21 protein-coding genes are annotated in these 25907 nt (G+C 66.4%); 11 read left to right on the top strand and 10 right to left on the bottom strand.

Annotation, left to right across the window (positions count from 1 at the left end):
• Position 1: 1 nt before the first annotated feature.
• Positions 2-388, bottom strand: coding sequence for a rhodanese-like domain-containing protein (locus tag WDB66_RS12605; protein ID WP_339398951.1), 387 nt, complete (start codon positions 386-388; stop codon positions 2-4).
• Between the two features lie 278 nt (positions 389-666).
• On the opposite strand from WDB66_RS12605, the gene WDB66_RS12610 reads away from it, so the two are divergent.
• From WDB66_RS12610 to trxC, 5 genes are all read left to right on the top strand, one after another.
• The gene (locus WDB66_RS12610; protein WP_339398952.1) at positions 667-870 is read left to right on the top strand and encodes a YgaP family membrane protein; all 204 of its coding nucleotides are present in this window, start codon (positions 667-669) and stop codon (positions 868-870) included.
• A gap of 12 nt (positions 871-882) precedes the next feature.
• Positions 883-1953 (top strand): efflux RND transporter periplasmic adaptor subunit, encoded by a 1071-nt coding sequence (locus WDB66_RS12615; RefSeq protein ID WP_339398953.1) that lies wholly within the window; start codon positions 883-885, stop codon positions 1951-1953.
• A gap of 1 nt (position 1954) precedes the next feature.
• Positions 1955-5218 carry an efflux RND transporter permease subunit gene (locus tag WDB66_RS12620; RefSeq protein ID WP_339398954.1) on the top strand — a complete coding sequence of 1088 codons (3264 nt, stop codon included), beginning with the start codon at positions 1955-1957 and terminating at the stop codon, positions 5216-5218.
• Positions 5215-6189 (top strand): Tll0287-like domain-containing protein, encoded by a 975-nt coding sequence (locus WDB66_RS12625; RefSeq protein ID WP_339398955.1) that lies wholly within the window; start codon positions 5215-5217, stop codon positions 6187-6189. Before WDB66_RS12620 ends, WDB66_RS12625 begins: the two co-directional genes overlap by 4 nt.
• A 73-nt stretch (positions 6190-6262) precedes the next feature.
• Entirely contained in the window at positions 6263-6721 is a 459-nt protein-coding gene (gene trxC, locus WDB66_RS12630) for a thioredoxin TrxC (RefSeq protein WP_339398956.1), read from the top strand.
• 218 nt (positions 6722-6939) lie between these two features.
• Here the strand turns inward: trxC and WDB66_RS12635 are convergent, their stop codons facing one another.
• The 6 genes from WDB66_RS12635 to WDB66_RS12660 all read right to left on the bottom strand — a co-directional run bounded on the left by WDB66_RS12635 (position 6940) and on the right by WDB66_RS12660 (position 16807).
• Positions 6940-10977, bottom strand: coding sequence for a S8 family serine peptidase (locus WDB66_RS12635; RefSeq protein ID WP_339398957.1), 4038 nt, complete (start codon positions 10975-10977; stop codon positions 6940-6942).
• A gap of 391 nt (positions 10978-11368) precedes the next feature.
• Entirely contained in the window at positions 11369-12133 is a 765-nt protein-coding gene (locus tag WDB66_RS12640; protein ID WP_339398958.1) for a YggS family pyridoxal phosphate-dependent enzyme, read from the bottom strand.
• A gap of 112 nt (positions 12134-12245) precedes the next feature.
• Complete coding sequence (locus WDB66_RS12645; protein WP_339398959.1) at positions 12246-13001, bottom strand: helix-turn-helix domain-containing protein; 756 nt, start codon at positions 12999-13001, stop codon at positions 12246-12248.
• A gap of 20 nt (positions 13002-13021) precedes the next feature.
• Positions 13022-14368 carry an oxygen-independent coproporphyrinogen III oxidase gene (locus tag WDB66_RS12650; protein ID WP_339398960.1) on the bottom strand — a complete coding sequence of 449 codons (1347 nt, stop codon included), beginning with the start codon at positions 14366-14368 and terminating at the stop codon, positions 13022-13024.
• A gap of 92 nt (positions 14369-14460) precedes the next feature.
• A complete protein-coding gene (locus WDB66_RS12655) occupies positions 14461-16440 on the bottom strand; it encodes a pyridoxal phosphate-dependent decarboxylase family protein (RefSeq protein WP_339398961.1) in 1980 nt (659 codons plus the stop codon).
• Between the two features lie 7 nt (positions 16441-16447).
• Positions 16448-16807 carry a hypothetical protein gene (locus WDB66_RS12660; protein WP_339398962.1) on the bottom strand — a complete coding sequence of 120 codons (360 nt, stop codon included), beginning with the start codon at positions 16805-16807 and terminating at the stop codon, positions 16448-16450.
• A gap of 59 nt (positions 16808-16866) precedes the next feature.
• On the opposite strand from WDB66_RS12660, the gene WDB66_RS12665 reads away from it, so the two are divergent.
• From WDB66_RS12665 to WDB66_RS12685, 5 genes are all read left to right on the top strand, one after another.
• Positions 16867-18363 (top strand): UbiD family decarboxylase, encoded by a 1497-nt coding sequence (locus WDB66_RS12665; RefSeq protein WP_339398963.1) that lies wholly within the window; start codon positions 16867-16869, stop codon positions 18361-18363.
• Positions 18364-18415: 52 nt separating this feature from the next.
• Entirely contained in the window at positions 18416-19414 is a 999-nt protein-coding gene (gene ubiU, locus WDB66_RS12670; RefSeq protein WP_339398964.1) for a ubiquinone anaerobic biosynthesis protein UbiU, read from the top strand.
• A 30-nt stretch (positions 19415-19444) separates the two neighbouring features.
• A complete protein-coding gene (locus WDB66_RS12675) occupies positions 19445-20320 on the top strand; it encodes a U32 family peptidase (protein ID WP_339398965.1) in 876 nt (291 codons plus the stop codon).
• Positions 20321-20443: 123 nt separating this feature from the next.
• A complete protein-coding gene (locus WDB66_RS12680) occupies positions 20444-20668 on the top strand; it encodes a hypothetical protein (protein ID WP_339398966.1) in 225 nt (74 codons plus the stop codon).
• 15 nt (positions 20669-20683) lie between these two features.
• Positions 20684-21511, top strand: a complete 828-nt coding sequence (locus tag WDB66_RS12685; RefSeq protein ID WP_339399007.1) for a S66 peptidase family protein — start codon at positions 20684-20686, stop codon at positions 21509-21511.
• 136 nt (positions 21512-21647) lie between these two features.
• Here WDB66_RS12685 and fabB read toward each other — a convergent pair whose 3' ends face one another.
• The 3 genes from fabB to ubiT all read right to left on the bottom strand — a co-directional run bounded on the left by fabB (position 21648) and on the right by ubiT (position 24625).
• Entirely contained in the window at positions 21648-22883 is a 1236-nt protein-coding gene (gene fabB / locus WDB66_RS12690) for a beta-ketoacyl-ACP synthase I (protein ID WP_339398967.1), read from the bottom strand.
• A 3-nt stretch (positions 22884-22886) separates the two neighbouring features.
• Complete coding sequence (gene fabA, locus WDB66_RS12695) at positions 22887-23402, bottom strand: 3-hydroxyacyl-[acyl-carrier-protein] dehydratase FabA (RefSeq protein WP_339398968.1); 516 nt, start codon at positions 23400-23402, stop codon at positions 22887-22889.
• A 302-nt stretch (positions 23403-23704) separates the two neighbouring features.
• Positions 23705-24625 carry a ubiquinone anaerobic biosynthesis accessory factor UbiT gene (gene ubiT / locus WDB66_RS12700; RefSeq protein ID WP_339398969.1) on the bottom strand — a complete coding sequence of 307 codons (921 nt, stop codon included), beginning with the start codon at positions 24623-24625 and terminating at the stop codon, positions 23705-23707.
• Between the two features lie 143 nt (positions 24626-24768).
• On the opposite strand from ubiT, the gene WDB66_RS12705 reads away from it, so the two are divergent.
• The gene (locus WDB66_RS12705) at positions 24769-25896 is read left to right on the top strand and encodes an alkene reductase (RefSeq protein ID WP_339398970.1); all 1128 of its coding nucleotides are present in this window, start codon (positions 24769-24771) and stop codon (positions 25894-25896) included.
• The last annotated feature ends 11 nt before the right edge of the window (positions 25897-25907 follow it).

A 25907-nucleotide genomic window follows, 5' to 3' on the forward strand; every position in this document is an offset into this window, starting at 1 on the left:
CTCATCCGGTGGTGACGGGCAGGCCCGCGTCCTTCCAGGCGGTGAAGCCGCCCTCCAGCGACACCAGTTGGCTGAAGCCCATGCGCTGCAGGCTGTCGGTGGCCAGCGCCGAGCGCCCGCCGCTCAGACAGTACAGCGCGATGCGGCGCTCACGGTCGGCCAGCGCCGGGCTGGTTTCGCAGGCCAACGCCGGGTGCGCTTCGATCTTGAACTCCAGCACGCCGCGCGGAAGGTTGATCGCACCGGGCACGTGGCCTTCGGCGAACTCGCCCGGTTCGCGCACGTCGATGACGATCAGCTCGCCTTGCGCGGCCTGGAGTTGCTGCGGGCTGATGCACTGGATGCGGCTGTGGGCATCGGCGACGAGGTCGTTTGCGGTGGCGTTCATATTGGTTCCTTCTTGATTAGTTGACCCTAATATAAAGTGTTGCTAATATTACAGCAACTCGTGCTTGCCGGGTGGTTGTGGCAGGTGCGGCAAGACCGAAATCCATGACCGACCCAATGGCCATGAGTCCGGAGTCACCCGAGATCATGAGTTAGCAAGAGCGCTTCATATTCCCTCTCCCCCGCTACGGCGGGGGAGAGGGAGCACTTCGCTGCACCCCACGGCATGTCCTGAGCTTCAACTTCCAACCTGATCTTCGACTTCCAAGGAGAACCACCATGAACCTCGACCGCGCCATCCTCGCCTTTGCCGGTGTGATGATCCTTGCCAGCGTTGCGCTGGCGCATTTCGTTTCGTCCTGGTGGTTGCTGCTGACCTTGTTCGTCGGTGCCAACCTGTTGCAGGCCAGCTTCACCGGCTTCTGCCCGGCGGCGATGGTGTTCTCGAAGCTGGGTGTGAAGTCCGGCTGCGCGTTCAAGTAAGCGGCCCGCGCGATGCGTCCGATCCGTTTCCTGCCGCTGCTGGCGATGCTGTGGCTGGCGGCCTGTTCATCGGCCGCGCCCGAGCAGGCGCGCTCGATACCGGCGGTGTCGCTGGCCACGATCACGCTTGCGCCGCAGACCCTGCCGCTGACACGCAGCTGGGATGGCCGGATCGAGGCCATCGACCGCGCCACGCTTGCGGCGCAGACCAGCGGTCGCGTTGCGGAATTGCCGTTCGATGTCGGCGATGTGGTGGAGGAGGGCACCGTGGTGGTGCGCTTCACTGCGGTCGAACAGCAGTCCGGCCAGCGTCAGGCGCAGGCCGCGCTGGCCGCAGCGCGTGCCGCTGCCAACGATGCGGCGGCCCACTTCCGCCGGATCGAGGATGTGCATGCGCGCGGGCTGGTGGCACGCGCCGATCATGATCGCGCCAAAGCCGCGCACGAGGCCGCGCAGGCCCAGCTTGCGGCGGCACGCGCCGGGCTGAAAGCCGCCGACGAACAGGTCGGCTATACCGCGATCCGCGCGCCGTATCGCGGTGTGGTCACCGCGCGCCATGTCGAAGCCGGCGAAACCGTTTCGCCCGGCCAGGCGCTGATCTCCGGCTTGTCGCTGGACCGCTTGCGCCTGGTCGTGGATCTGCCGCAGCGCGTGGCCGCGACATTGGACCCGCAGCGCCCGACCTACATCCTGAGCGATGATGGGCGGCGCATTCCGGCCAGCCGTGTGACCTTGTTTCCGCAAGCCGATGCGGCTTCGCACACGGTCAGCGTGCGGCTGGATCTGCCGGAAAACGAAACCGGCCTGTTGCCGGGCATGAGCGCCAAGGCGCTGTTCGCGCAGCAGGAATCCGCGGTGCTCACGGTGCCGGCCACGGCGCTGGCGCAGCGTGGTGAGGTCGAATCGGTATACGTGCTTGCGCCCGATGGCCTGATCGCGTTGCGTCAGGTGCGTAGCGGGCGGCGGCTGGATGATTCGGTCGAGATCCTCGCCGGCCTTGTAGCGGGTGAAACCATCGCCGTCGATGCCGCCGCCGCGTTGCAGGCGCGCCGCATGCAGCGCGAAAAGATGGCGGAGCGTTGACGTGCGTTTCGGCATTTCCGGCCGTCTGGCGCGTACCTTCCAGAACCACGCACTGACTCCGGTGCTGGCGATTGCCGGCCTGCTGCTGGGCATCGCGGCGGTGCTGATCACCCCGCGCGAGGAAGAGCCGCAGATCGACGTGACGATGGCCGATGTCATCGTCGCCTTCCCCGGTGCGCCGGCGCGTGATGTCGAATCCCTGGTGGCCACGCCGCTGGAGCGCGTGCTGGCGGAAATCGAGGGCATCAAGCACGTCTATTCGGCCAGCCGCACCGGCGTGGCGGTGGTCACGGTCGAGTTCCAGGTCGGCGTGCCGCGCCAGGACGCGCTGGTGCGGCTGTACGACAAGGTCTGGTCGCATGCCGATCTGCTGCCGGCGGGATTGGGCGTCTCGCAACCGCTGGTGCGTCCGCTAGGTATCGACGATGTTCCGGTGATGGCGCTGACGCTGTGGGCCGACGATCCCGCCATCGACGGCGAGGCGCTGGCCGAAGTCGCGCGCAGCCTGCAAGCCGAACTCAAACGCGTGCCCGGTACCCGCGATGTGGAACTGATCGGCGCACCGCGCCGCGCGGTGCTGGTGCAACCGGACGCGCAACGGCTGACCGCGCATGGTTTGAGTGTGACCGAACTGGGAGCGGCGCTGGCGGCGGCCAATATCGTCGCCGAACCGGGTGCGCGCGCCACCGCCGGCGGCCATGTGCCACTGACGCTCGGCACCTGGCTGGCCGATGCCGACGAGGTGGCGCAACTGGTCATCGGCCTGGCCGATGGCAAGCCGCTGCGCATCGCCGATGTGGCGAACGTGGAGCGTGGCGCGGATCGGCCGGACAGTCTGGTCTGGCATGGCGCGCCACCCGGCCGTGCCGGCCCTGTCGATGGCCCGGTGCCGGCGGTGACGCTGTCGGTCGCCAAGAAGCCCGGCACCAATGCCACGCAAATCACTGCTGCCGTGCTGGAGCGTCTGGCTGGTCTTCGCATCGGCACGATTCCCGATGGCGTGAACATCGAGGTGGTGCGCGACTACGGCGCGACCGCCGCCGACAAGGCCAACACCCTGATCCAGAAACTGGTCTTCGCGACCGGCTCGGTGGTGCTGCTGGTGCTGTTCGCGCTGGGCTGGCGCGAGGCCATCGTGGTCGGCACGGCGGTGGTGCTGACCCTGGCGCTGACGCTGTTCGCGTCCTGGGCGATGGGTTTCACCCTGAACCGGGTGTCGCTGTTCGCGTTGATCTTTTCCATCGGCATTCTGGTCGATGACGCCATCGTCGTGGTCGAGAACATCCACCGCCACATGCGCCTGGGTGGGAAGTCGCTGCGCGAGGCGATCCCGCCGGCGGTGGACGAAGTCGGTGGGCCGACGATTCTTGCCACCTTCACCGTGATCGCGGCGCTGCTGCCGATGGCGTTTGTCACCGGCCTGATGGGCCCGTACATGCGCCCGATCCCGATCAACGCCTCGGTCGGCATGGCGCTGTCGCTGCTGATCGCGTTGACCGTGACGCCGTGGCTGGCGCTGAAACTGCTGCGTCGGCATGGTGCGGCGGACGACGATTCCACCGCTTCCGACCAGACTTTGGGCCAGACTTCCGGCATCGCGGCGCGCCTGCATCGCCTGTTCGAGCGCCTGCTGCGGCCGTTCCTGGACGCCGCGCAGGGCGGCAAGCGCCGCGCCGCACTGTTCGCCGTGGTCGCGCTGCTCGTGGGTGCCTCCATCGGCCTGGCCGGCATGCAGTGGGTGGTGCTGAAGATGCTGCCGTTCGACAACAAGTCCGAATTCCAGATCGTCGTGGACCTGCCCGAAGGCGCGCCGCTGGAACGCACCAACGCGCTGCTGGCCGAACTGGCCGAAGCGCTGTCGCAGGTGCCGGAAGTGGCCAGCTTCCAGGGTTATGCCGGCACCTCGGCACCGATCACCTTCAACGGACTGGTGCGCCAGTACTACCTGCGTGAAGGCGCGAATCTGGGCGATCTCCAGGTCAATCTGGTCGACAAGTCCGAACGCCGCCGCCAGAGCCACACCATCGCACGCGCGGTGCGGCCGATGCTGGTCGAAATCGGCGCACGCTACGGCGCGGCGCTGAAGGTGATCGAAGTGCCACCCGGTCCGCCGGTGCTGTCGCCCATCGTGGCCGAGGTTTACGGACCGGACCATGCCGGTATCCAGCGCATCGCCAAGGCGCTGGAAGCGCGCTTTGCCGGCACCGAAGGCATCGTCGATATCGACACCACGGTCGAAGCCCCCGCGTCGCGCGATCTGCTCGTCATCGACCGCGACCGCGCTGCGCGCCTGGGTGTGCCGCTGGCAGCGATCACCGAACTGGTCAGCACCGCCGTGGCTGGCAGCGATGTCAGCTTCATCCGCGATGGCCGCGCGCTGGAACCGGTGCCGATTCGTCTGCGCCTGCCAGCGGAAGTCGAGGCCGACCTGGACCGTTTGCTGGCGCTGGTGGTGCGTTCGCACTCCGGCGCGCTGGTGCCGTTGTCCGAACTGGTGCGCCCGCAAGCTGCGCCGTGGGACAACGCGATCCTGCACAAGAACGGCCTGCCGGTGGCGCATGTGATGGCAGACGAAGCCGGGCGGCTGGACAGCCCGCTGTACGGCATGTTCGATCTGGTCGGGCAGGTCGCCGACAACGCGGTCGGCGGCGCGATGCTGGAACAGTTCTTCTTCCGCCAGCCCGCCGCGCGCGACGGCTACGCGATCAAATGGGATGGCGAGTGGCAGATCACCTTCGAGACCTTCCGCGACATGGGTCTGGCCTATGCGGTCGGACTGGTGCTGATCTATCTGCTGGTGGTCGGCCAGTTCAGGAGCTATCTGGTGCCGCTGGTGATCATGGCCCCGATCCCCTTGACCATCATCGGGGTGATGCCCGGCCATGCGTTGCTGGGCAAGCAGTTCACCGCCACCAGCATGATCGGCATGATCGCGCTGGCCGGCATCATCGTGCGCAACTCGATCCTGCTGGTGGACTTCATCGACCAGCAGGTCGCGCGCGGCAAGCGGCTGGAGGATGCCGCGATTGAAGCCTGCGCGGTGCGCGCCCAGCCGATCGCGTTGACCGCCGTGGCGGCGATGGCCGGCGCGCTGTTCATCCTCGACGACCCGATCTTCAACGGCCTGGCGATCTCGCTGGTGTCGGGGATTCTGGTTTCAACCCTGCTGACCCTGCTGGTGATCCCGCTGTTGTACGTGATGCTGCGCCGGCGTTGGCCGCAGCGTATCGATGATGCTCCCGTTTCAGAGGAAGCTTCCTCATGAACCCGATGATGTTCCCGCTGACCCTGCTGGGCCTGTTGCCAATCAACAGCGCGGCCATCGCGCAACAAGCGGCAGACGTGCCGGCCGACCAGGCCCGCGCCCAGGCCGCGATGGCCGATCTTGGCCAGCGCCTGAAAAGCGCACTGGTGGCGAAGATGCAGGCGCAAGGCCCGCTCGCGGCGGTGGATTTCTGCCATGCGCAGGCACCGCAGATCGCCGCCGATGTTAGCGCCGAACACGGCATCGCGGTGGGCCGAACCGCGCTGCGCGTGCGCAACCCTTCCAATGCGCCGGCGCCGTGGCAGGAAGCGGTGCTGACGCAGTTCCTGCAACAGTCACAGGCGGGCACGCCGCCGGGCCGGTTGCTGCATGTGGAACGCGAATCCGGCGGCCTGCGCGTGGCACGCGGTATCGCCACCGAAGGCCCGTGCCTGGTCTGCCACGGCCACAACATCGCCGAACCGGTGCGTGACGCGATCAAGGCGCGTTACCCCGACGATGCCGCCACCGGTTTTTCCGAAGGTGAATTGCGTGGCCTGATCTGGGCCGAAATCCCGGATGCACCCGCGCCGGCCGGGCCTTCACCCGGCATCGACCACGCCGCCGCCGGTGCGGCGACGGAGGATCCGCGCCAGTCGATCACGCTGGATCCGGCCGCGCGCGAATCGCTGCGTGCCGAAATGCGCTGGCGCATGGAACTGTTGTCGCGCGCGATGCGCGCGCTGGCGGATGGCGACTGGAACGCGCTGCAACAGGCCGGCGAAAGCGGTACCGATGGCACCCCGCGCGGCGTGGATTTCCGTGTCTCGATGCCGGAAGGCTGGTTTGCGATGTCGCGCCCGCTGCACCGCCAGTTCGCAGAACTGGCCGCCGAAGCGCGTGGCGCGCAGCGCAAGGACGTGGCGATGGAACATATCGCGCGCGCCAGCGCCTACTGTGCGGCCTGCCATGCGGCCTACCGGATCCAGTGAATCGCCAGCATGCAATCACGCCACGGATGCCGTATCCGGCATCATGCCGGCATTGATCGAACAGGAGCTGCCCGTGAGCCAATCCTCGCCCATCCTGCTGGCCTGCCCGCATTGCCACCGGATGAACCGCATTCCGTCTGCACGCCTGCGTGATGCGCCCAACTGCGGGCACTGCCAGCAGCCACTGTTCGCCGGCCAGCCCTTCGACCTGGACGCGGCCAGCTTTGATGCACATGCACAGCGCGGCGACCTGCCGCTGCTGGTGGATTTCTGGGCACCGTGGTGCGGGCCATGCCGCGCGATGGCACCGGGCTACGCACAAGCGGCCGGCGTGCTGGAGCCCGAGGCACAACTGGCCAAGGTCGATACCGAAGCCCAACCGCAACTGGGCGCACGCTTCGGCATCCGCAGCATCCCGACCCTGATCCTGTTCCTGCACGGCCGCGAACTGGCCCGCCACTCCGGCGCAATGCCGGCAGCGGCCATCGTGCAATGGGCGCGGCAGCATCTGCCGTTGCTGCCGGATGCTTGAAGCCTGAGATAACGCCTGATCAGCGCAGGCGGTGGTGTCACCCATCCATGCCATGGATTCCGGGTGCGCTTGTCTTGCCGGGTTTCTCAAACGATCCGAAGCCGCGGGCAGGACCGATATCCAGGCGCGCCCCAAAAAAAGAGGCGGAGCAAAGCCCCGCCTCATGAACAGGCTCCTTGACCCGACCTGTGCATGCACAGGCCGGGTCCGGGTCCGCATCAGGGGATGGTGATGCTTCCACCTGCGGGGTTGTAGACGAGACGGGTGACCGTGGCCGGGAGGCCGCTGGCTCCGGTGGTCTCCAGTTCAACATAGCCGTAGTTGAACTGCCCGGTGCTCTCGTTGAAGAACTTCACGCCGATATAGCCGCTGGTTCCAACATTCCAGCCGGTCATGTTGTTCTGGCCGCTGGAGGTGAAGTCGCTGGAAGGACCGATCACGGCGCCGGACTGGAGCACTGCGATCTGGTTGCCTTCAGGCGCTGTGGTGACAGCACCTTGTCCGGTAACGCTGTCGCCGAAGGAGTAGTACATCAAAATGCTGCCGGTTCCCGAGTAGAGGTTGAAGTCGGCACCGCTGAACGTACCGTAGTCGCCAAACTGGCCGGTCACCAGATTCCACTGCTTGTCGCCACCGGCGGGCACCACATGGGTGACCACGCCGCTGTCCGCCAACGGTACTGGCTCGAAGCCGTCGGAGAACAGGGCTTGGCCCACGATGTTGGTCAGTACCGTGACGCTGTTGTTGGCCGGGCTCGGATCGGCATTGGTCGAGTGGATGGAGACATGCGTAGCCAGAATGCCTTCGGCGGCGTCCGGGCTGATCCGCGCGATCACTTGGAGCGGTTGGGCCACGCCCGACAACGTGCCGGCATAGGTGCAGATCACCGGTGAAACACCGGTTTCACAGTCCCAGTTGGTGTTCTGGAACTGGCTGACCTCGGAATCGTTGGCCTTGCGTGTTTCCACCAGGCTGACGGACTGGACGGAAATATCCTCAGGCAGATTCAACACCACTTCGACATTGTCGGCGGCTGCCGGGCCGAAGTTCACCGCACTGACCAGGAAGGTCACGTTGCTGCCGGCCGTCGTGGTGCCGGGCAGGCCGGTGGCATTGAGGCTCACATCCGCCATCAGGGAGGGATCGGGAGTGATATCCAGCAGCACCGGAACCACGGTGAACTCCTCATTGGCTGCATTGCTTTCAAGGCAGATGGCAGCCACATGCTTGCCCCAGGGCAGGCCGACGGGATTGATCGTCAGGTTCACATCGCTGAACTGCTCAGCCGGGATCGACCCGGAAGTGGTGTCCAGTGACAGCCAGCTTGCACCGCACTGAACCGTCTGAGTACCGCTGAGGTTGAAGGCCACATCCACAATGGCAGAGCCGAGGCCACCAGGACCTGTCGGTGTCCAGTTGGGGGCTGAGAAAATACTGCCGAGCAGCTTGGAGACCTCTGTTGCGCCGGGATCAGCCATGAACCAGTTCCAGCGCGGCGCACCGGTTCCTAATGTTGTGTTCGATGTTGGGTAAGCCGTGATCCAGTAATGGCCTGGTGGCAGGCTCAGCGACTGGTTGGCAGCCACAAGATCCAGCGCAATCACGCCGCTGCCGCTCAAGGTGACACCAGGGCCATTGGGAGGTGTGCTGTACTGCCACAGTGCCCCGGTATGACCATCCTCGAAGCTGCCCGACGGCTGGCCGCCATCATCCGGGTAGATCACCCAGGTGATGCTGTCCACCGAGGCCATGCTGCTGGTGTTGTCGAAGCCGAATACCTGGATCCGGGTCAGATCGGTCGGATTGCCCAGACGGAAGTCACCGGCGGTGTTTGCACCGCCACTAACTGCGGTCGAGAAATGCGACACTATGCCGCTGGTGCCTGATTGCGGCTGGTCGAAGACCACGGCTTCCGGATAGTTGATGGTGCCATCGGCGGCCTGCTCCCAGTTCAGGGTCTGTGTGCCGATGTTGTTGATGCGCAGCACGCTGTTGATCGGCGCGTTGTCGCCTTCAGCAATCACTGATGTCAGTTGTTCGGGGTTCACCGATATTGCAGCAGCGGTGAACGGGCCGGTACCCCGGACGGCCACCGTCAGATGCAGATCAGGCGACTGGCTGCCACCTTCCTGCAGGTTGATCTGGCCGAAAACCGCCTTGGCAGCCTGATCGCCATTGGGTGAGGCGGTGATGGTCAGCACCTGGGTTTCCGTGGTGTCGCCGCTGAAGCTGAAGCTCGCGGGAGAAACCGTGATGTTGACGTCCTCCGAGAAGGCGGCCGAGGCGGACCAGCTGGACGGCGTGTCAAGCGTGTTGCGCACGGTACGGGTCCAGGTGCAGGACGGCGTGCAGCTCACGTCACGCAGTGCCGGCAGGTTCAAGGTACGCACATCGCCGGAACTGGTTGGATTGGCGGCGGTGAAGTTGGCGATACTTTCGTCCATCACCAGTCCGGCCTTGACGGCCTTGGCCAGATCCATGCGGCCGCTGCCGACATCATCGACATCCCACGGTCCGGTGCTGGGATTGCCGTTCACACCGTCCTTGGTGCCGATGGTGCTGGCAGTCATCATCATGGCCGACTTGACTTCGGTCGGCGTCCAGTCCGGCTTGCTGGCGCGGACAAGCAATGCCCCACCTGCGACCTGCGGGCCGGACATGGAGGTACCACCCATCCACGCATATCCACCCGGATAGGCGGCGTAAACGTCATCGCCCGGAGCGGTGATGTCGGGTTTGGTCAGGTTGGCCAGCGGCGCAGGCGTCGGGCCACGGAAACTGAAGTCTGACAGTCTGTCGCCAGGCGGTCGGGCCTGGGTGAATCCGACTTCCGTACCGGGATTGTTGTCGATGAAGGCAGCCAGCGCATCGCCATCGACCTGCAGCATGCTGTATGCAGGGACGCTCGGCGCACCTGTGGTGTCCATTGAGATCGTACCAACCTGATTGTTGCGGATCAGGACCAGTTCTGCGCCAGCGTCGTAGGCGTTCTGGATCTTGATCGTGAATGCGCAGGTGCCGCGCTGGATCAGGGCCGCTTTGCCGGCAAAATAGTTGGCACTGAAAGGATCACAGCCTTCGTCGTTGGACGGGTCGCGGAGGATTTCAACCGCAGGACCGTTATACGCAGGCGTTGTGCTGCCCGACTGGGTCTGGATGTTCTGAAGTTCCACCGGACCGTCCACCACGGAGAGCCCGAGGCCGAAGGGCTGCTCATCGTGCGTGGACGAGGCCACGGTCATCACCCATGGGCCACGGTGGGACACCATGCCTACCGGGTCCGGGGTTTCGGCGCGGGTATTGCCGGCGGACGCCACGGTCAGGATGCCTGCCTGGATCATGTCCAGCTTCTTGCGATCGCTGTCAATGTTCGACCACGGATTGGTGCCGCCGCCGATGGAGTAGTTCGAGACATCCACATCGCCGGCCAGGATGGCGTTGTTCATGCCGGCTGTGGTCATGCTGCTGGAACAGGTATTGGTGGCGCAGACCTTGTAAGCGCGAATCTGGGCACAGGGCGCGATGCCGGAGATTTGATCGCCCACTTCCGGCTGCAGCGACGGGTCCTGGGCGGTGGTCACGACGTTGCCCGCTGCGGTACTGGCCACGTGGGTGCCATGACCCTGGTTGTCGGCCAGGTCGCTGCCGTTGCAGACGCCGGCACCATCGGTGGTCGAGCAGTCCAGATAGCTCAGGACCTTGGGGTTGGCGGCGCTGAAGCCGCAGCTTGCATCGTTGGCAAATGAGGGGCGGGCCAGATCGATGCCGGTATCCAGGATCGCCACGACCATGCCTTCACCCTTGGTCGCAGCAACGCCGGCCGTACCGTCCCAGATGCGATCAGCGCCAACGAAGCTCGCGCTGCGGTGGGTGTGGAGTTCGTATTCGACATCGCGCTCCACGCTGCGGACGAAGGGCAGGTTCTTCAGTGCTTCCAGTTGCTCCTGACTCTTGACCCGGACCGCGACACCGCTGTGGGTGGCGAGGAAGTGGTGGGTGACCTGCACATTGCCGAGCTTGTGGATCTCGGTGACGTGGTTGGCCTGGATGGCCATCAACTGGTTGCGGTATGTCTGGGTGTCGGCTGCGTTGGGATCGAACTTCGCGGCCGGTCGCCCGGAGCGCTGAGCTTGCGAGAGGTGATTCTGGACCAGGCCGTCCTCGGTGAAATCCACCAGATACAAGCCGGCCTCAAAAGCCTTTTGGGTGACCAGTTGGGAGCGGTCGAGCCGCGGGGCGTCCTTGGCGTGGGCCATGGAGTACCAACCACTGGCAAGTCCTGCGGTCGCGATGGCGGCTGCCAGCGACGTTGTGACAAGTATGCGCATTTAGATCTACCTGAACAGATTACATTCCGGGCCGAAGCGGAAGCGCCGCAACGACAGACTGCGGCCGGTGAGCGGGCCGCTGGAACCGAACATAGCCTGAATGCTTCGTAGCCGGAGGGTGTCTTTCGTCATGTTTGATTCGTCAGCTCATGCCCGCTGAGGGGAAGGGCCAGACGGCGATACTGGTCCGTTGCCAGATGCGGTCCGCTTTGATGCAAAAGCGGAGACCTTGTGGGCGCGATGCTAGGGGATTGCCGCGATGCGTGGCTGCTGTCGCCAGGAGCGAGTCGCCAGGAGCGAAAAGTGGACTTGAGCCTGCTCAGATCGGCTTTTGTGCGCCAGCAAACCCTGGCCAGTAGGCGCTGTCGGGAGTCGGCCGGTGGCCGAAGATCGCCGTGCCTACGCGCACCGTGGTGGCGCCTTCGGCGATGGCCAGTTCGAAGTCGCCGGACATGCCCATCGACAGTTCGTCCATGACGATGCCGTCCGGTGCGTCCTGGCGCAGGCGTTCGCGCAGTTCGCGCAGGCGGACGAAGCAGGGCCGTACTTTTGACTCGTCATCCGAGAACAGGGCCAGCGTCATCAGGCCACGTACGCGCAGCGCGGAGAACGCCGGCAGTTGCCGCACGAAGGCGACGACTTCCTCCGGCGGCAAGCCGAACTTGCTGGCTTCGCCCGAGGTGTTGACCTGCACCAGCACGTCCAGCGCGCGACCCTGCTTTTGCAGCTGCGTATCCAGCGCGGCCGCCGCGCGCAGGCTGTCCAGCGCCTGGAATTCGCTGACGAAGCGCGCTGCGTACTTGGCCTTGTTGGTCTGCAGATGGCCGATCAGCACCCAGCGCAGCTCGGGCAGGTCGGCCATGGCTTCGGATTTGGCCTGCGCTTCCTGCACCTTGTTCTCGCCCAGCTCGCGTAGGCCCAGTGCGTAGGCGTCGCGCAGCCGGGCCTCGTCCACGGTCTTGCTGACCGGCAGCAGGCGCACCTGCGAGGGATCGCGGCCGGCGCGTTCGCAGGCGGCGGTGATGCGGGTGCGGATTGCGGCAAGGTTGGAGGACAGGATGCTGGTGGAGGAGTGTTCGGACATGCTGGCGGAAGTTAAGCAGTGGCAGACGGGCGGACGGAGGCGGCCGCAGCCGCTCATCGTAGCAACCACGGCGGCGGCTTCGGTGCCGGCAGCGCCTGTGGCCGGGGGTGGATCAGATGCGCAGCACCGAGGTCGCCAGTGTTTCCAGTCCGGCCATGTCGAGGATTTCCACTTCGCGCCGGCTGATGTGGATCAGCCGGTCACGCTCGAAGCGGCGCAGTACGCGGCTGACGGTTTCCGGTGCCTGGCGCAGGTAGTTGGCGATGTCGGTGCGCGACATGATCAGGCGGAAGCGCAACGGCGAAAATCCGCGCGCTGCCAGCCGCCGCGACAGCGTGACCAGGAAGGCCGCGACGCGCTCGTCCGCCGAACAGTCGCCGGCGAACATCGAGGCGTTGCCGATATCGCGGCTCATCAGCCGGAACAGGTGCTGTTGCAGGCGCGGCAGGCGCGTGGCCAGCAGCGCGATCTTCGGGAACGAAAAGCGGCACAGCGTCACCGTGTCCAGCGCCACTGCGTTGCAGGGATAGCGCTCGCCGTCGATCGCGTTCAGCCCGATGATCTCGCCGGGCAGGTGGAAGCCCAGCACCTGCTCGCGGCCCTGGCGGTCAACCAGATAGGTCTTGACGGTGCCGGCGCGCACCGCGGCGATCGCGGTGAACGGATCGCCCTCGCGGAACACATGCTCGCCCGGGTGCAGCGGTTCGGTGTGCTCGACCAGCACATGCATGTCGCGCAGCCCGTCCTTGGGCACGCCTTCGGCCATGAACACCTGGGAGAACGCGCAGGTGCTGCAGAACTGGCTGTCGTCGCCATCGTCGGCGACGATGTTGATGTCGATCTGCGGGAAGACGGCACGTTCGCCCACGTCTGGTTTCCCTTCCCGCGTCATGGAATGCGGGCGATATGCGGCCGCAGGACATCGCCGTCCGCAGCCGGGTGGGGATCGAAACACGCGGCCAGCGCCGGCAGCGCCAGGCGTCCGCGCACGGTCACATGCAGCCGTGTCGGATGCAGTTCCACCAGCCCTTGCGCGGCCAGGGTTTCGAGCCGGGTCAGCGCGTTGGCGAAGCGCTGGCGGAAGTCGATACCGTACTGGCGGCCGATGGCGGTGTAATCGAGCGCGCCCTGGCAGACCAGCTGCTGGATCAGTTCGGCGCGCAGCAGCTCGTTTTCGTCCAGCTGCATGCCGCGCCAGGTCGGCAGGCGGCCGTGGTCGATGGCGTCCTCCCAGCTCGGCAGGTCGCGCGGGTTCTGGCTCAGGCAGCTGCCGATATGACTCAGCGCGCCGACACCCAGGCCGACGATGTCGCTTTCGGCGCGGGTGGTGTAACCGAGCAGGTCGCAGCGCAGTTCCTCCTGCCGGTCAGCCAGCGCCAGACGGTTGTCGGGCGGCGTGAAACAGCCCAGGCCGATATGCACATAGCCGGCAGCTTCGACCCGCTGTGCGAGGTTTTCGAACCCGTCCGGCTGCACGCCGGTGGCTGCTTCTTCGTTGCCGGTTTGCTGGCCGGTTTCGGGCAGCGGCGGGCGTGCCTGGCGGCGCAGGCCGAGACGATCCGGGCGCAGCGCCAGCACCTGTGTCAGCAGCGCATCCAGTTCCGCCGAAGGCTGCTCGAACAGGCGCCCGCTCAGGTTCACATGGATATTGCGCAGACCGTGCTGGCGCAGGTCTTCGACCAGCCCGGCCAGCGCCGGGATGTCGCTGTCGAGGTCGCTGTCCAGATTGAACACCGCGCGGTTGAAGCCGGCATCCACCAGCGCCGGAATATCCGCGCGCCGGGTCGAGGCCGGCTCCAGTTCCACCGAGCGCAGGGTGCGCTCCGGTGCTGCCCAGGAGTAGTGCCGGCCGATCACGTCCATGGCTTCGGCCAGCTGGTCGGCGTGCAGGTGGCGCAAGGCGTAGTCCAGCACGTGCACCTGTTCGACCTGGCGATCACGGTCGAACAGTTCGGCGCTCATCGCGATTTCCCGGTACAGCCGGGTCAGATAGGCATTGCCACGGGCGCCGCCATCGGCAGCGGTGCGCAGCAGCGGGCGCTGCGGAAAAGCAATGCATAGCGACAGCGGGCGCGGGATCGGGTCGCCATTGGTGATCGTGGCGATCTGGCGCAGCTCGCGCTCCTGGAAGCGGGTCGTCAGGCCTGCGCGGGTGCGGAAACACAGGCATCCAGGCCGCGGCGGATCATGACGCGGCAACTGGAGAAGTGCGGACGGGGCAGGGTAGGCGGCCATGCCGGCACCTTAGGCCGCGCTCCGGGCGGTTTCCTTGACCTGAATCATCCCGGGTGCAGGTTGCAGGCGCCGGCTGAGCCGGGCGCGGCGCTTCAGCCGCGCAGGATGCAGGCGGCCAGATGTTCGAAATAGCGGTCGATATAGCTGATGCCGTTTTCGTGGTCGATCAGATACGGGTTCATCAGCGTATGGCGCAGGATCAGGAGGCGGTCGTTGCCAGCATCGTCGCCGTGTGCGGCGAGCGTAGCCAGGTCCAGTTGCAGGCTGGTCAGGATGCGCTGCATTTCGGTGGGGCCGAGCACGTCGGGGCGCAGCGTGGTGGTGGAGGCGAAGAACTGCTTGAGCTGCAAGGGCTGACCCGGATCGCTGCGCAGTTCATCGTGCAGGCGCTGCACGAAACGGTTGGCCTGGGCCAGATCGCGGTTGCCGTGCGGGTTCAGTGCCAGGCAGACCAGGTTGCTGTCCGGCTCGAACGGCACCAGTGCGTGCAGCCGGCCGCGCATGTCGTGGGCGAAGCGTTCGGCGCGTTCGCGGAAGGCTTCGGCGGCCAGCACGGTGTGGCGTGGCAGCAGGCCGAAGTTTTCGTGGTCCAGCGGCAGCACGCGGTGGGTGACGTGCACCGCTGCCGCCATCGCACCGGATTTGGAGCCTTCCGGAATGAACTGGCCGAGTTGCCGGTAACGGCCGGCGTAGTCGCGCTTTTCGCCGCCGTGGAAGACGTAGTCGGCGCTCTCGGCCAGCAGCGCGATGGCGCGGTGATCGCGGCAGACGAAGGCGCCGGCGCCGTAGGGCAGATAGCCGAGCTTGTGTGGGTCCACCGTCACCGAATCGACCCGTGCCAGCGCGGCGAATGCGGCATGCACTTCCGGCTGCGGGAAGTGGCGGAAATCGCGCTGCACTTCGTGCAACGGCCGCAGGCTGCCATCGGGATTGCGGAACAGCGTGGTCAGATAGCCGCCCCAGGCGGCATCCACATGCACGCTGAAACCCAGACCGCGTGCGGCGAAACGTTCGCGTGCATCGACCACTGCATCGACCGGGTCGATGGTGCCGTATTCGGTGCTGCCCAGCACCGCGACCGCCGCCAGCACCGGCTGTTGGCGGCGCAGGCAATCTTCCAGCGCCTCGTCCAGTGCGGCTGCATCCAGACGCATGCCGCGCGTGGGCAGCAGGCGCAGCTGGTCGCGCCCCAGGCCGATCATCTTCAGCCCCTTGCTCCACGAATAATGCGCGGTGATCGGCGCCAGCACCTGCGGTGCGCGCAGCTGCGGATGCTGCTGGAAAAAGGCCAGCAGGCCGAGGCTTTCGATGCGTTGCGCTTCGACCTTTTCGCGCCAATGCACGCGGGTGCCCTCGGATTGTGCCGCCAGCCATGCCTGCCATTGGCCGAACAGCGCGATGCCGGCCTCGGGCGCGAGATTGAAGGCCTGCCAATCGTCCGCAGGCAAGGCGATATCCGGCACTGCGGCGGCGCGCAACGCGACCGGAAACGCCTTCAAGGCCAAGGCCAGACGCAGGCCCTGATAGTTGGCCAGGGTGCCGCCGGAAGTCAGGTGGCCGAAGGCGCAATCGGGGCGCTGCGGATCGTCCGGCCAGCCCAGCATCCGCGCCAGTTGCAGGCCGACCTGCATTTCCAGTTGCAGCGTGACCGGCGCGGCGTCCTCGCTGACGTTGTTCGGGTTGTAGGGCAGGGTCAGCATCTGCGCCGCCAGCCCGGGCAGCAGCAGGTCCGACACCATGTGCCCGACATAGCGCGGGCTGTGGAACGGCACCGAGCGCTTCAGCGCCGCGGAAAGCTGATGCAGTTCGCGCCGCATCCGCGCTTCGAAAGCCAGGTAATCCGGATGCTGCGCGGCACGGGTCGGGATCGCCGGCGGGTCTTCGGGATGGAAGTTGCGCCGCCAGTGCACGTGATCGCGCAGGAACTCGACCATCAGCCGTTCCAGCAGCGCATCGTTCTCGCCATACGGACCGAGGAAACAGGCATCGAGGCGGCGTTGCTTGGCCTCGGCCTCGCGGGTCTCGGAGCCGGAGGCGGGATGCGGAGGTGGGAGGGCTGATACCGCGTTCATGCCGGCATCAACCGCTGCAACCGCCGCAACAGATCGATGGCAGGCGTTCGACCTGTTCGGCCCGCACCGGATGACCGGCCTGGTCCAGCGCGGCCAGCAGCTCCTGATCCAGCATCATCGCGGCCACGCGCAGCACTTGCTGGCGGCTGTCGATATCGGCGATCGCGGCCGGATCAAAACGTTGCAGCGCATCGCCGATCACGGCCAGATCTAGGCCGGCGGTATCCATGTGGATCACGTATTCCATGGCGAAAGTTCCAGGGTGGGTGGATCCAGCTTCGCGCCGCAGTGGGGTCGACACCATGACCTGCGTCAACCGCAGGCCACCTTCGGCCGCCTGCCCGGCACCGTGCTTGACATCGGTCATGGCGGCGCGGCGCTGGCCGAATCCAGACTGCCCGGCATTGCCGCAACAGGATCAGGCCGATGGCGTTTCATGATTTGCGCGCGTTTCTGCAGCGCCTGCAGGAACAGCGGCAACTGCTCCGGATCGATGCGCCGATCGATCCGGAACTGGAAAGCACCGCGCTGTGCCAGCGGGCCTTGCGTGAATCCGGGCCGGCGCTGTTGATGTGCAATCCGGTCGGCTCCGAGCACCGCCTGCTGGGCAATCTGTTCGGCCACCAGCGCCGCATCGAAATGGCGATCGGCGACCGGCCGCTGGCCTCGCTGCGCGAGTTGGGCCAATTGCTGGCCGAGCTGAAAGAACCGCAATGGCCCTCATCATTGCGCGAGGCGCTGAAAAACTGGCCCGGTCTGGCGCAACTGGCGCATGTGGCGCCGCGCCGGATGAGCGAGGCGGGGTTCAACGAGATCTTGCTGGAAGGCGCCGACATTGATCTTGGCGCGTTGCCGATCCAGCGTTGCTGGCCGCAGGATGCCGGCCGCCTGCTGACCTTCGGCATGGTCGTGACCCGGGGCGTGCATCAGCGCCGCCAGAACCTGGGCATCTACCGCCAGCAACTGATCGGCCGCAACCGGCTGATCATGCGCTGGCTGCCGCATCGTGGCGGGGCGCAGGATTTCGCATCGTGGCAGCAGGCGTTTCCGGACAAACCTTTCCCGGTGCTGGTGGCCATCGGTGCCGATCCGGCGACGATGCTGGCGGCGGTGGCGCCGGTGCCCGACAGCCTGTCCGAATACGAATTCGCCGGCCTGCTGCGTGGCGCCCGCAGCCGCGTCTGGCACAGCGCGATGACCGGCCTGGACGCGCCGGCCTGTGCCGAAATCCTGCTCGAAGGTCATATCCATCCCGGTGACACCGCGCTGGAAGGCCCGTTCGGTGACCACACCGGTTACTACAACGCGCAGGAGCGCTTCCCGGTGCTGACCGTGGAGCGGCTGCGGATGCGCCACGATGCGATCTACCACGGCAGCTACATGGGTCGCGCGCCGTTTGATGAACCTTCGGTGCTGGCGATGGCGTTGAACGAGGTGTTCGTGCCGATCCTGGCCAAGGTGTTTCCGGAAATCACGGATTTCCATCTGCCGCCGGAAGCCTGTTCCTACCGCATCGCGGTGGTGTCGATCCGCAAGCAGTATGCCGGCCATGCGCGCCGCGTGATGATGGGCATCTGGTCCTATCTGCGGCAGTTCACCTACACCAAGTTCGTCATCGTCACCGACGAGGACATCGATGTGCGCGATTGGCGCCAGGTGGTCTGGGCGATATCGACCCGGGTGGACCCGGCACGCGACACGATGCTGGTGGAAAACACCCCGATCGACTATCTGGATTTCGCCTCGCCGGTGTCGGGCGTCGGCTCCAAGCTGGGGCTGGATGCGACCAACAAATGGCCCGGCGAAACCTCGCGCGAATGGAGCCAGCCGATCCGTCCCTGCGCGCAGGTGGAACGCCGCGTCGATGCCTTGTGGAAGGCGCTGGCGGATGCTGATCGGCGCTGCGGTGACATTGGTCAATGAGTGGCCGGCAGCGCCTGCCTAGCATGACCGCTCCTTTCCCGTGGAGCCTGCGATGCAACTGGTATGTCCGGCCGGCAACCTGCCGGCGTTGCGCGTGGCGATCGACGCCGGAGCCGATGCGGTCTACGCCGGTTTCCGCGACCAGACCAACGCCCGCGCTTTTCCCGGCCTGAACTTCGATGCCGACGAATTGCGCCAGGGCATCGCCTACGCCCACGCGCGTGGAAAACAGGTTTATCTGGCGCTGAACACCTATCCGGACAGCGCCCGGCTCGAATACTGGGAAGGCGCCGTCGACCATGCCGCCGAGTTGGGTGTGGACGCGATCATCGCGGCCGAGATGGGCGTGCTGGACTACGCCTGCCGCCGCCATCCGCAGATGGCGCGGCATCTGTCGGTGCAGGGTTCGGCCACCACTGCGGCGGCGCTGAAATACGCGTATGAACGCTTCGGCATCGCGCGGGCGGTGCTGCCGCGGGTGCTGTCGGTGCAGCAGGTCGAACGCCTGTGCCAGGCCTCGCCGGTGCCGCTGGAGGTGTTCGCTTTCGGCAGCCTGTGCATCATGGTGGAAGGGCGCTGCCAGCTCTCCAGCTACGTCACCGGCATGTCGCCCAACCGCCACGGGGTGTGTTCGCCAGCGCGCTTCGTGCAATGGGACGAACACCCGGATGCCAGCCGCACGGTGCGCCTGAACGGTGTGCTGATCGACCGCTTCGCCGAACATGAGGCGGCCGGTTATCCGACCGTCTGCAAGGGCCGTTTCGAGGTCGGCGGCGAGATCTTCCATGCACTGGAGGAACCGACCAGCCTCAACACGCTGGAACTGCTGCCACGGCTGGCCCGCGCCGGCGTGGTGGCGCTGAAGATCGAAGGCCGCCAGCGCGGTGCGGCCTACGTCAAGGCCGTGGCCGGCACCTGGCGGCGTGCGATCGACCGTTATCAGGCTGACCCGGCGCGCTGGGTGCTGGATGACGAGTGGCAGCAGGCGCTGTCGGCCCATGCCGAAGGCCAGCAGACCACGCTCGGCCCCTACCACCGCGCCTGGCACTGAGCCGGCGGCCGCACCCGAAAGGACAACCCGATGAAACTGAGCCTTGGCCCGTTGCAGTATTTCTGGCCGCGCCAGCAGACCCTGGATTTCTACCGAGACGTTGCAGCGTGGCCGCTGGACATCGTCTATCTGGGCGAAACCGTGTGCAGCAAGCGGCGTGAATTGCGCCTGCAGGACTGGCTGATGCTGGCCGACGAACTGGCCGAGGCCGGCAAGCAGGTCGTGCTGTCCACGCTGGCGCTGATCGAGGCCGAATCCGAGCTGGGCGCATTGCGCCGCCAGGTGCAGCAGGGCCGCTACCTGATCGAAGCCAATGACCTTTCCGCGGTGCAGCTGTGCCGCGAAAACGGCGTGGCCTTCGTCGCCGGCCCCAGCCTCAATATCTACAACCACCGCGCGCTGGCGATGCTGATGCAGGACGGCCTGATGCGCTGGACCGCCGGGGTCGAACAGGGCCGGCAACTGATCGGCGAACTGCGTGACGCGATGCGGGCGCAGGGCGAGCCGATGCCGGAACTGGAAGTCATCGGCTGGGGCCGCTTGCCGCTGTCGTTTTCGGCCCGCTGCTTCACCGCGCGGGCGCTGGATTTGCCCAAGGACCAGTGCGGCTTCCGCTGCATCGAACATCCGGACGGCCTGCCGCTGGCCACGCGCGAGGACCGCAGCTTCCTGCGCATCAACGGTATCCAGATCCAAGGCGAGGAAATCACCGACCTGGGCCCGGAACTGCCGGAACTGCGTGCGCTGGGCGTGGACGTTCTGCGCATCTATCCGCAGGCACAGGATGGCCGCGCCATCGTCGAACATTTCGACCTGGCCCGCCGGTGTGTCGAGCCACCGCCCCGGCGCGGTGCGCGCAACGGCTACTGGCATGGTGGGCCGGGCATGCGGGTCGAGGCGCCATAGCCCGGCGCTGGCCACGGGCCTGATCCGGGGAGCTGCAACCGCGTGCTGGCGGGTGTTCGCAGGATTGGACGCCGTGCCGCGTGAATCAATAAGCTGCGTCGTGCTCCAATGGATGACAGGTGCATGGACAGGCGTGGATTCATGGCAGGTGCGGTGGGCGCGGGTATCGGTATAGGACTCGCCGGCATGGTTCAGGCGGCAGCAAGCGGCGGCGCTTCGGTGGCCACGTCGACACGGGAGCGGCTGTTGCCGCCGGCGGTGAATCCGGGTGACCAGGTGGCGCTGGTCAGCCCGTCATCCGCGCACGTGGACCGGCTCGATCTGCAACTGGCGCAGGAAGTGCTCTAGGCACTGGGCTTGAAGGTGCACACTGGCGCGTATGTCTCGTCACGCCACGGCCATCTGGCCGGCACCGATACTGAGCGCGCGGCCGACATCAACGCCGCCTTCGCCGATGAAGGCATTCGCGCGGTCATCGCGTTGCGCGGCGGTTCGGGTGCGGCGCGGCTGTTGCCGCTGCTGGATTACGCTGCGATCCGCGCCAACCCGAAACCGCTGTTGGGCTATTCGGACATCACCGCGCTGCATTGCGCGCTGCAGGCGCAGACCGGGCTGGTCAGCTTCCACGGCCCGAATGGCAGCGGCAGCTGGAACGGCTTCAACGCCGACCAGTTCCGCCGCATGTTCTTCCAGCGCGAACAGATGCACTACCGCAACGAACCGGACCCCGGCGACGAGCTGGTGCCGCGCCGCGACCGCACCTTGACCATCACGCCAGGGCGGGCGCAGGGTGAGCTGCTGGGCGGCAATCTTGCGGTGCTCACGGCGTTGTCCGGCACGCCGTATCTGCCGGACTTCAGCGGCCGCATCCTGTTCCTGGAAGAAGTGGCCGAAGCGCCGTACCGCATCGACCGGATGCTGACTACGCTGAAACTTTCCGGCGCATTGTCGCGCATCGCCGGTTTGATCTTCGGCCATTGCACCGATTGCTCGCCGGGTGAAACCCACGGCTCGCTGAGCCTTGACCAGATTCTCGACGAGCACATCAAACCGCTCGGGGTACCGGCCTACCGTGGCGCGATGATCGGTCACATCCCGCGCCAGTTCATCGTGCCGGTCGGTGGCCGGGTCGAGATGGATGCCGATACGGGAACGTTCCGACTGCTGGAGTCGGTGTTCGCCGGGGTCTGACGCGCAGGCGGGTGCCGCCGCCCGGCCGTGGTGGTGACCGCGGCCGGGATGTCGCCTGGACAAGCGCGGGAATTCACCGGGTGGCGTTTGCGCTGGCGGCGGTGTTCGCCGCCGGAGCCGGCCACCGGCGAGCGCATCAGACCCGCGCGAACACCAGGCTGGCGTTGGTGCCGCCGAAGCCGAAGCTGTTGGACATCACGGTGTTCAGGCTGGCCTCGCGCGTTTCCCGCACGATCGGGAAGCCTTCCACCTTCGGGTCCAGCGTTTCGATGTTGGCCGAGCCGGCGATGAAGCCGTCGCGCATCATCAGCAGGCAGAAGATCGCCTCGTGCACGCTGGCCGCGCCGAGCGAGTGGCCGCTCAGGGCCTTGGTCGAGGAAATCGGCGGGAGCGCCTCACCGAACACTTCGCGCACCGATTGCAGTTCGATCACATCGCCCAGCGGGGTGGAGGTGCCGTGGGTGTTGAGGTAGCCGATGTTTCCGACTGCTTCGCCGTGCAGGCCAGCCAGTGCCATGCGCATGCAGCGCACCGCACCTTCACCGGACGGGGCCACCATGTCCACGCCATCGGACGTGACGCCGTAGCCGACCAGTTCGGCGTGGATCTTCGCGCCGCGCGCCTTGGCGTGCTCGTAGTCTTCCAACACCAGCATGCCGCCGCCGCCGGCGATGACGAAGCCGTCGCGGTCCGCATCGTAGGGGCGCGAGGCGCTGTGCGGAGTGTCGTTGCGCTTGCTCGACAGTGCGCCCATCGCATCGAACTGCGTGGTCATGCCCCAGTGCAGTTCCTCGCCGCCACCGGCCAGGATCACGTCCTGCGCGCCGTGACGGATCAGGTCGGCGGCCGCACCGATGCAATGCGCGGAGGTCGCGCAGGCGGCGGAAATCGAATAGCTCAGGCCGCGGATGCCGAACGCGGTGGACAGCGTGGCCGAGACGGTCGAACCCATCGAACGCGGCACCATGTACGGGCCGACCTTGCGCACGCCCTTGTTGCGCAGCAGGTCGCCGGTTTCGATCTGCCACTGTGGAGAACCGCCGCCGGAACCTGCGATCAGGCCGGTGCGGATATCGCGCACCTGCTCATCGGAAAGGCCGGCGTCGGCGATCGCATCGCGCGCCGCGACATAGGCGAAGCCCGCCGCATCGCCCATGAAACGCTTGAGCTTGCGGTCGATCTGCTCGTTCAGATCGATGTCCGGCCAGCCGGCGACCTGGCTGCGCAGGCCCAGCTCGGCGTATTCGGGTACAGCGCGGATGCCGGCGCGCATCTGGCGCAGCGAGGCGCTGACGCTGTCGGCGTCGTTGCCCAGGCAGGAGGTGATGCCGAAGCCGGTGACCACCACGCGGCGCTTGGAAATTGCATTCATGACTCAGAACCCATCGGTCGAAGTGAACAGGCCCACGCGCAGGTCCTCGGCGGTGTAGATCTCGCGCCCATCCACCAGGGTGCTGCCGTCGGCGATGATCAGTTCCAGCTTGCCGCGCATGACCCGGCGCACGTGCAGTTCGTAGCTGACCAGCTTGGCCGTGGGCAGCACCTGGCCGGTGAATTTGACCTGGCCCACGCCCAGCGCACGGCCACGGCCCGGCGCACCCAGCCACGGCAGATAGAAGCCGCACAGCTGCCACATCGCATCCAGCCCGAGGCAGCCTGGCATCACCGGATCGCCCTCGAAATGGCAGGGGAAAAACCACAGGTCCGGATGGATATCCAGCTCAGCCTGGATCAGGCCCTTGCCGTACTTGCCGCCCTCGGTGCCGATGTGGGTGATGCGGTCGAACATGAGCATCGGCGGTGCCGGCAGGCGCGCGTTGCCGGGGCCGAACAGCTCGCCACGGGAACAGGCCAGAAGTTGCTCACGGTCGTAGGAATTGGCTCGGGTCATATCAACTACACAGCGGGGAAAAGCGGGGATTCTGACCGGTCCGGCACAACTTTGCGCTGAAGCCGTCCCTGCCCATTTCCATACGGCAACGCATTGTCGGGCAAGGAAATGGTGTACTGGCAAGGGTTTGCGCCGCTGCACCCGGAGCGGATCGACGCCTGTGAAAAAGTGTGGCCGGCGGCAATTCATGCACGCCTGTGCGCAAATCTGCGCAGTAATTGGGTGCCATCACCCCGGTGGCGCTCTGTCGGGCAGGTTGCAGTGATTGATGATGGGGCCGGCGTGCCGCTGCGGTTGCGGCTTCAGTCGGCGTCGGGCAGCTGTGGCAAGGCCGGCGCCCACCTTTCGCGAAATGCGCTGCGCGCGGCACGAGCCAGGCCGGCACTGCGTTGCAGGGCGATGCGCAGACCCAGCGGGATCGCTTCCCAGGGCATGCGGTCCAGCAGATTGCGCACCGTCAGGCCCAGTTCGGTATCGCCGGTCAGCACCAGCCGGCGCTGGAAGAACAGCGTATCGGCATCCTCCAGCCGGCTGGCCAGCAGCAACAGATCGGTGGCGCTGCCGCGCACGCTGGCTTCGGCCGCTTCCGGCACCGCGTGCAGGCGGCCGTGCTGCCAGTGGAACACCCATTCCAGCCCGAGATCGGACACCGTGATGCCAAGCCGGCGCCCGGCGACTTCATCCAGCGTCGAACCCACACCGGGTTGCCCCAGCACGCGGGAAAGCACGGTTTCCACCAGCCGCGCGTGCAGCGGTGCCGGCAGATGCCGCAGCAGCGGCTTCCAGCGTGAAGGCGGTGGAACCAGGCGCAGCAGCGCCGGATGTTCGACAAGCGGGGTGTGACGGGATGGATTCATTTCAGCAACGACCAGGGAAGGATCGGGACAGGAGGAAATGCCGGCGCCAATGCCCTGTTGCTGGCGCGCATCGGCGATCAGCACGCGGACAAGCCGCTGTGCGGTGAGGCGTGGCAGGTGCAGGCGTTCCGCCAGCCGGTGGGCGCGGTGCAGCACCTGCTGTTCGCGCGCCGGATCGTGCAATGGCTGGCGCAGCCTGCGTTTCAAACGTCCGGCGATGGCCGCCAGCCGACGCCGCAGCGCGAGCAGGCGGAGCATGTCGTCGTCGATCCGGTCGATGCCGTGGCGGGTGCCGCGTAGCAGCAGTTGCGCCAGTTCATCTGGCAACGGCAACGGGCCGGAAGGGGACTGCTCGGGTGGCGGCACGCGCGGATCCTGCGGGCTTTGGACAGCGCAGGATGCTAGCCGGCGGCTGTCGCCGGGCCGCTGACAAAGGTCAAGCTGCGGGGCATCGGTGGCCGGCTTGTCCCGCCGCAGGCGTTCACGCATGCTGGCCCGATCCCCTTTTGATGTCTGGTGATGCCATGAGCCGTCTGTTTGAACCCGTCAACGCCGGAGCGTTGCAGCTTCCCAACCGCATCGTGATGGCGCCGCTCACGCGCAACCGCTCGCCCAAGGGCGTGCCCGGCGCGATGGTGGAAACCTATTACGCGCAGCGCGCCAGCGCCGGTCTCATCGTCAGCGAAGGTGTGGCGATCACCCAGCAGGGCCAGGGTTATGCCGATGTGCCGGGGCTGTACGAGGCCGCGCAACTGGACGGCTGGCGCCGCGTCACCGCCGCCGTGCATGCCGCCGGCGGCCGCATCGTGGCCCAGCTCTGGCATGTGGGCCGGGTGTCGCATGTATCGCTGCAACCCGGTGGTGCCGATCCGGTCGCACCTTCCGCCATCACCGCCGAGGCCAAGACCTACATCCTCAAACCCGATGGCGACGGCGAATTCGTACCGACTTCGGCCCCGCGCGCGCTGGAGATCGGGGAAATCCCCGCCATCGTGCAGGACTACGCGCGCGCCGCCCGCGCTGCGATCGATGCCGGCTTCGACGGCGTGGAACTGCATGGTGCCAATGGCTACCTGATCGACCAGTTCCTGCGCGCCGGCAGCAACCGGCGCAGTGACGAATACGGCGGCTGCATCGAAAACCGCGTGCGTTTCATGGATGAAGTCGTGGCCGCCGTGGCCGCCGCGATCGGTGGCGAACGCACCGGCATCCGCATCTCGCCGGTGACCCCGGCCAACGACGCCGCCGATCCCGAACCGCAAGCCCTATTCGAAGCCGTCGCCGCGTCGCTGGCGCGCCACGATCTGGCCTTCGTGCACGTGATCGAAGGCGCCACCGGCGGTGCCCGCGACTTCCAGCAAGGCGACACCCCGTTCGACTACCACGCCCTGCGAAATGCCTACCGCAACGCCGGTGGGCACGGCGCCTGGATTCTCAACAACGGCTACACCCGCGAACTGGCCGACGCCGCCATCGCGGCTGGCCACGCCGACGCCATCGCCTTCGGCCGCCCCTTCATCGCCAACCCCGATCTTGTCCGCCGCCTGCGCGAAAACGCCCCGCTCAATACCCCGGATCGCAGCACCTTCTATGGTGGCGGTGAAGCGGGGTATATCGATTATCCGGTGATGGGTTGAAGACAGAACCT

It is taken from the genome of Denitratimonas organivorans, from assembly GCF_037478135.1.
GTDB lineage: Bacteria > Pseudomonadota > Gammaproteobacteria > Xanthomonadales > Xanthomonadaceae > Denitratimonas.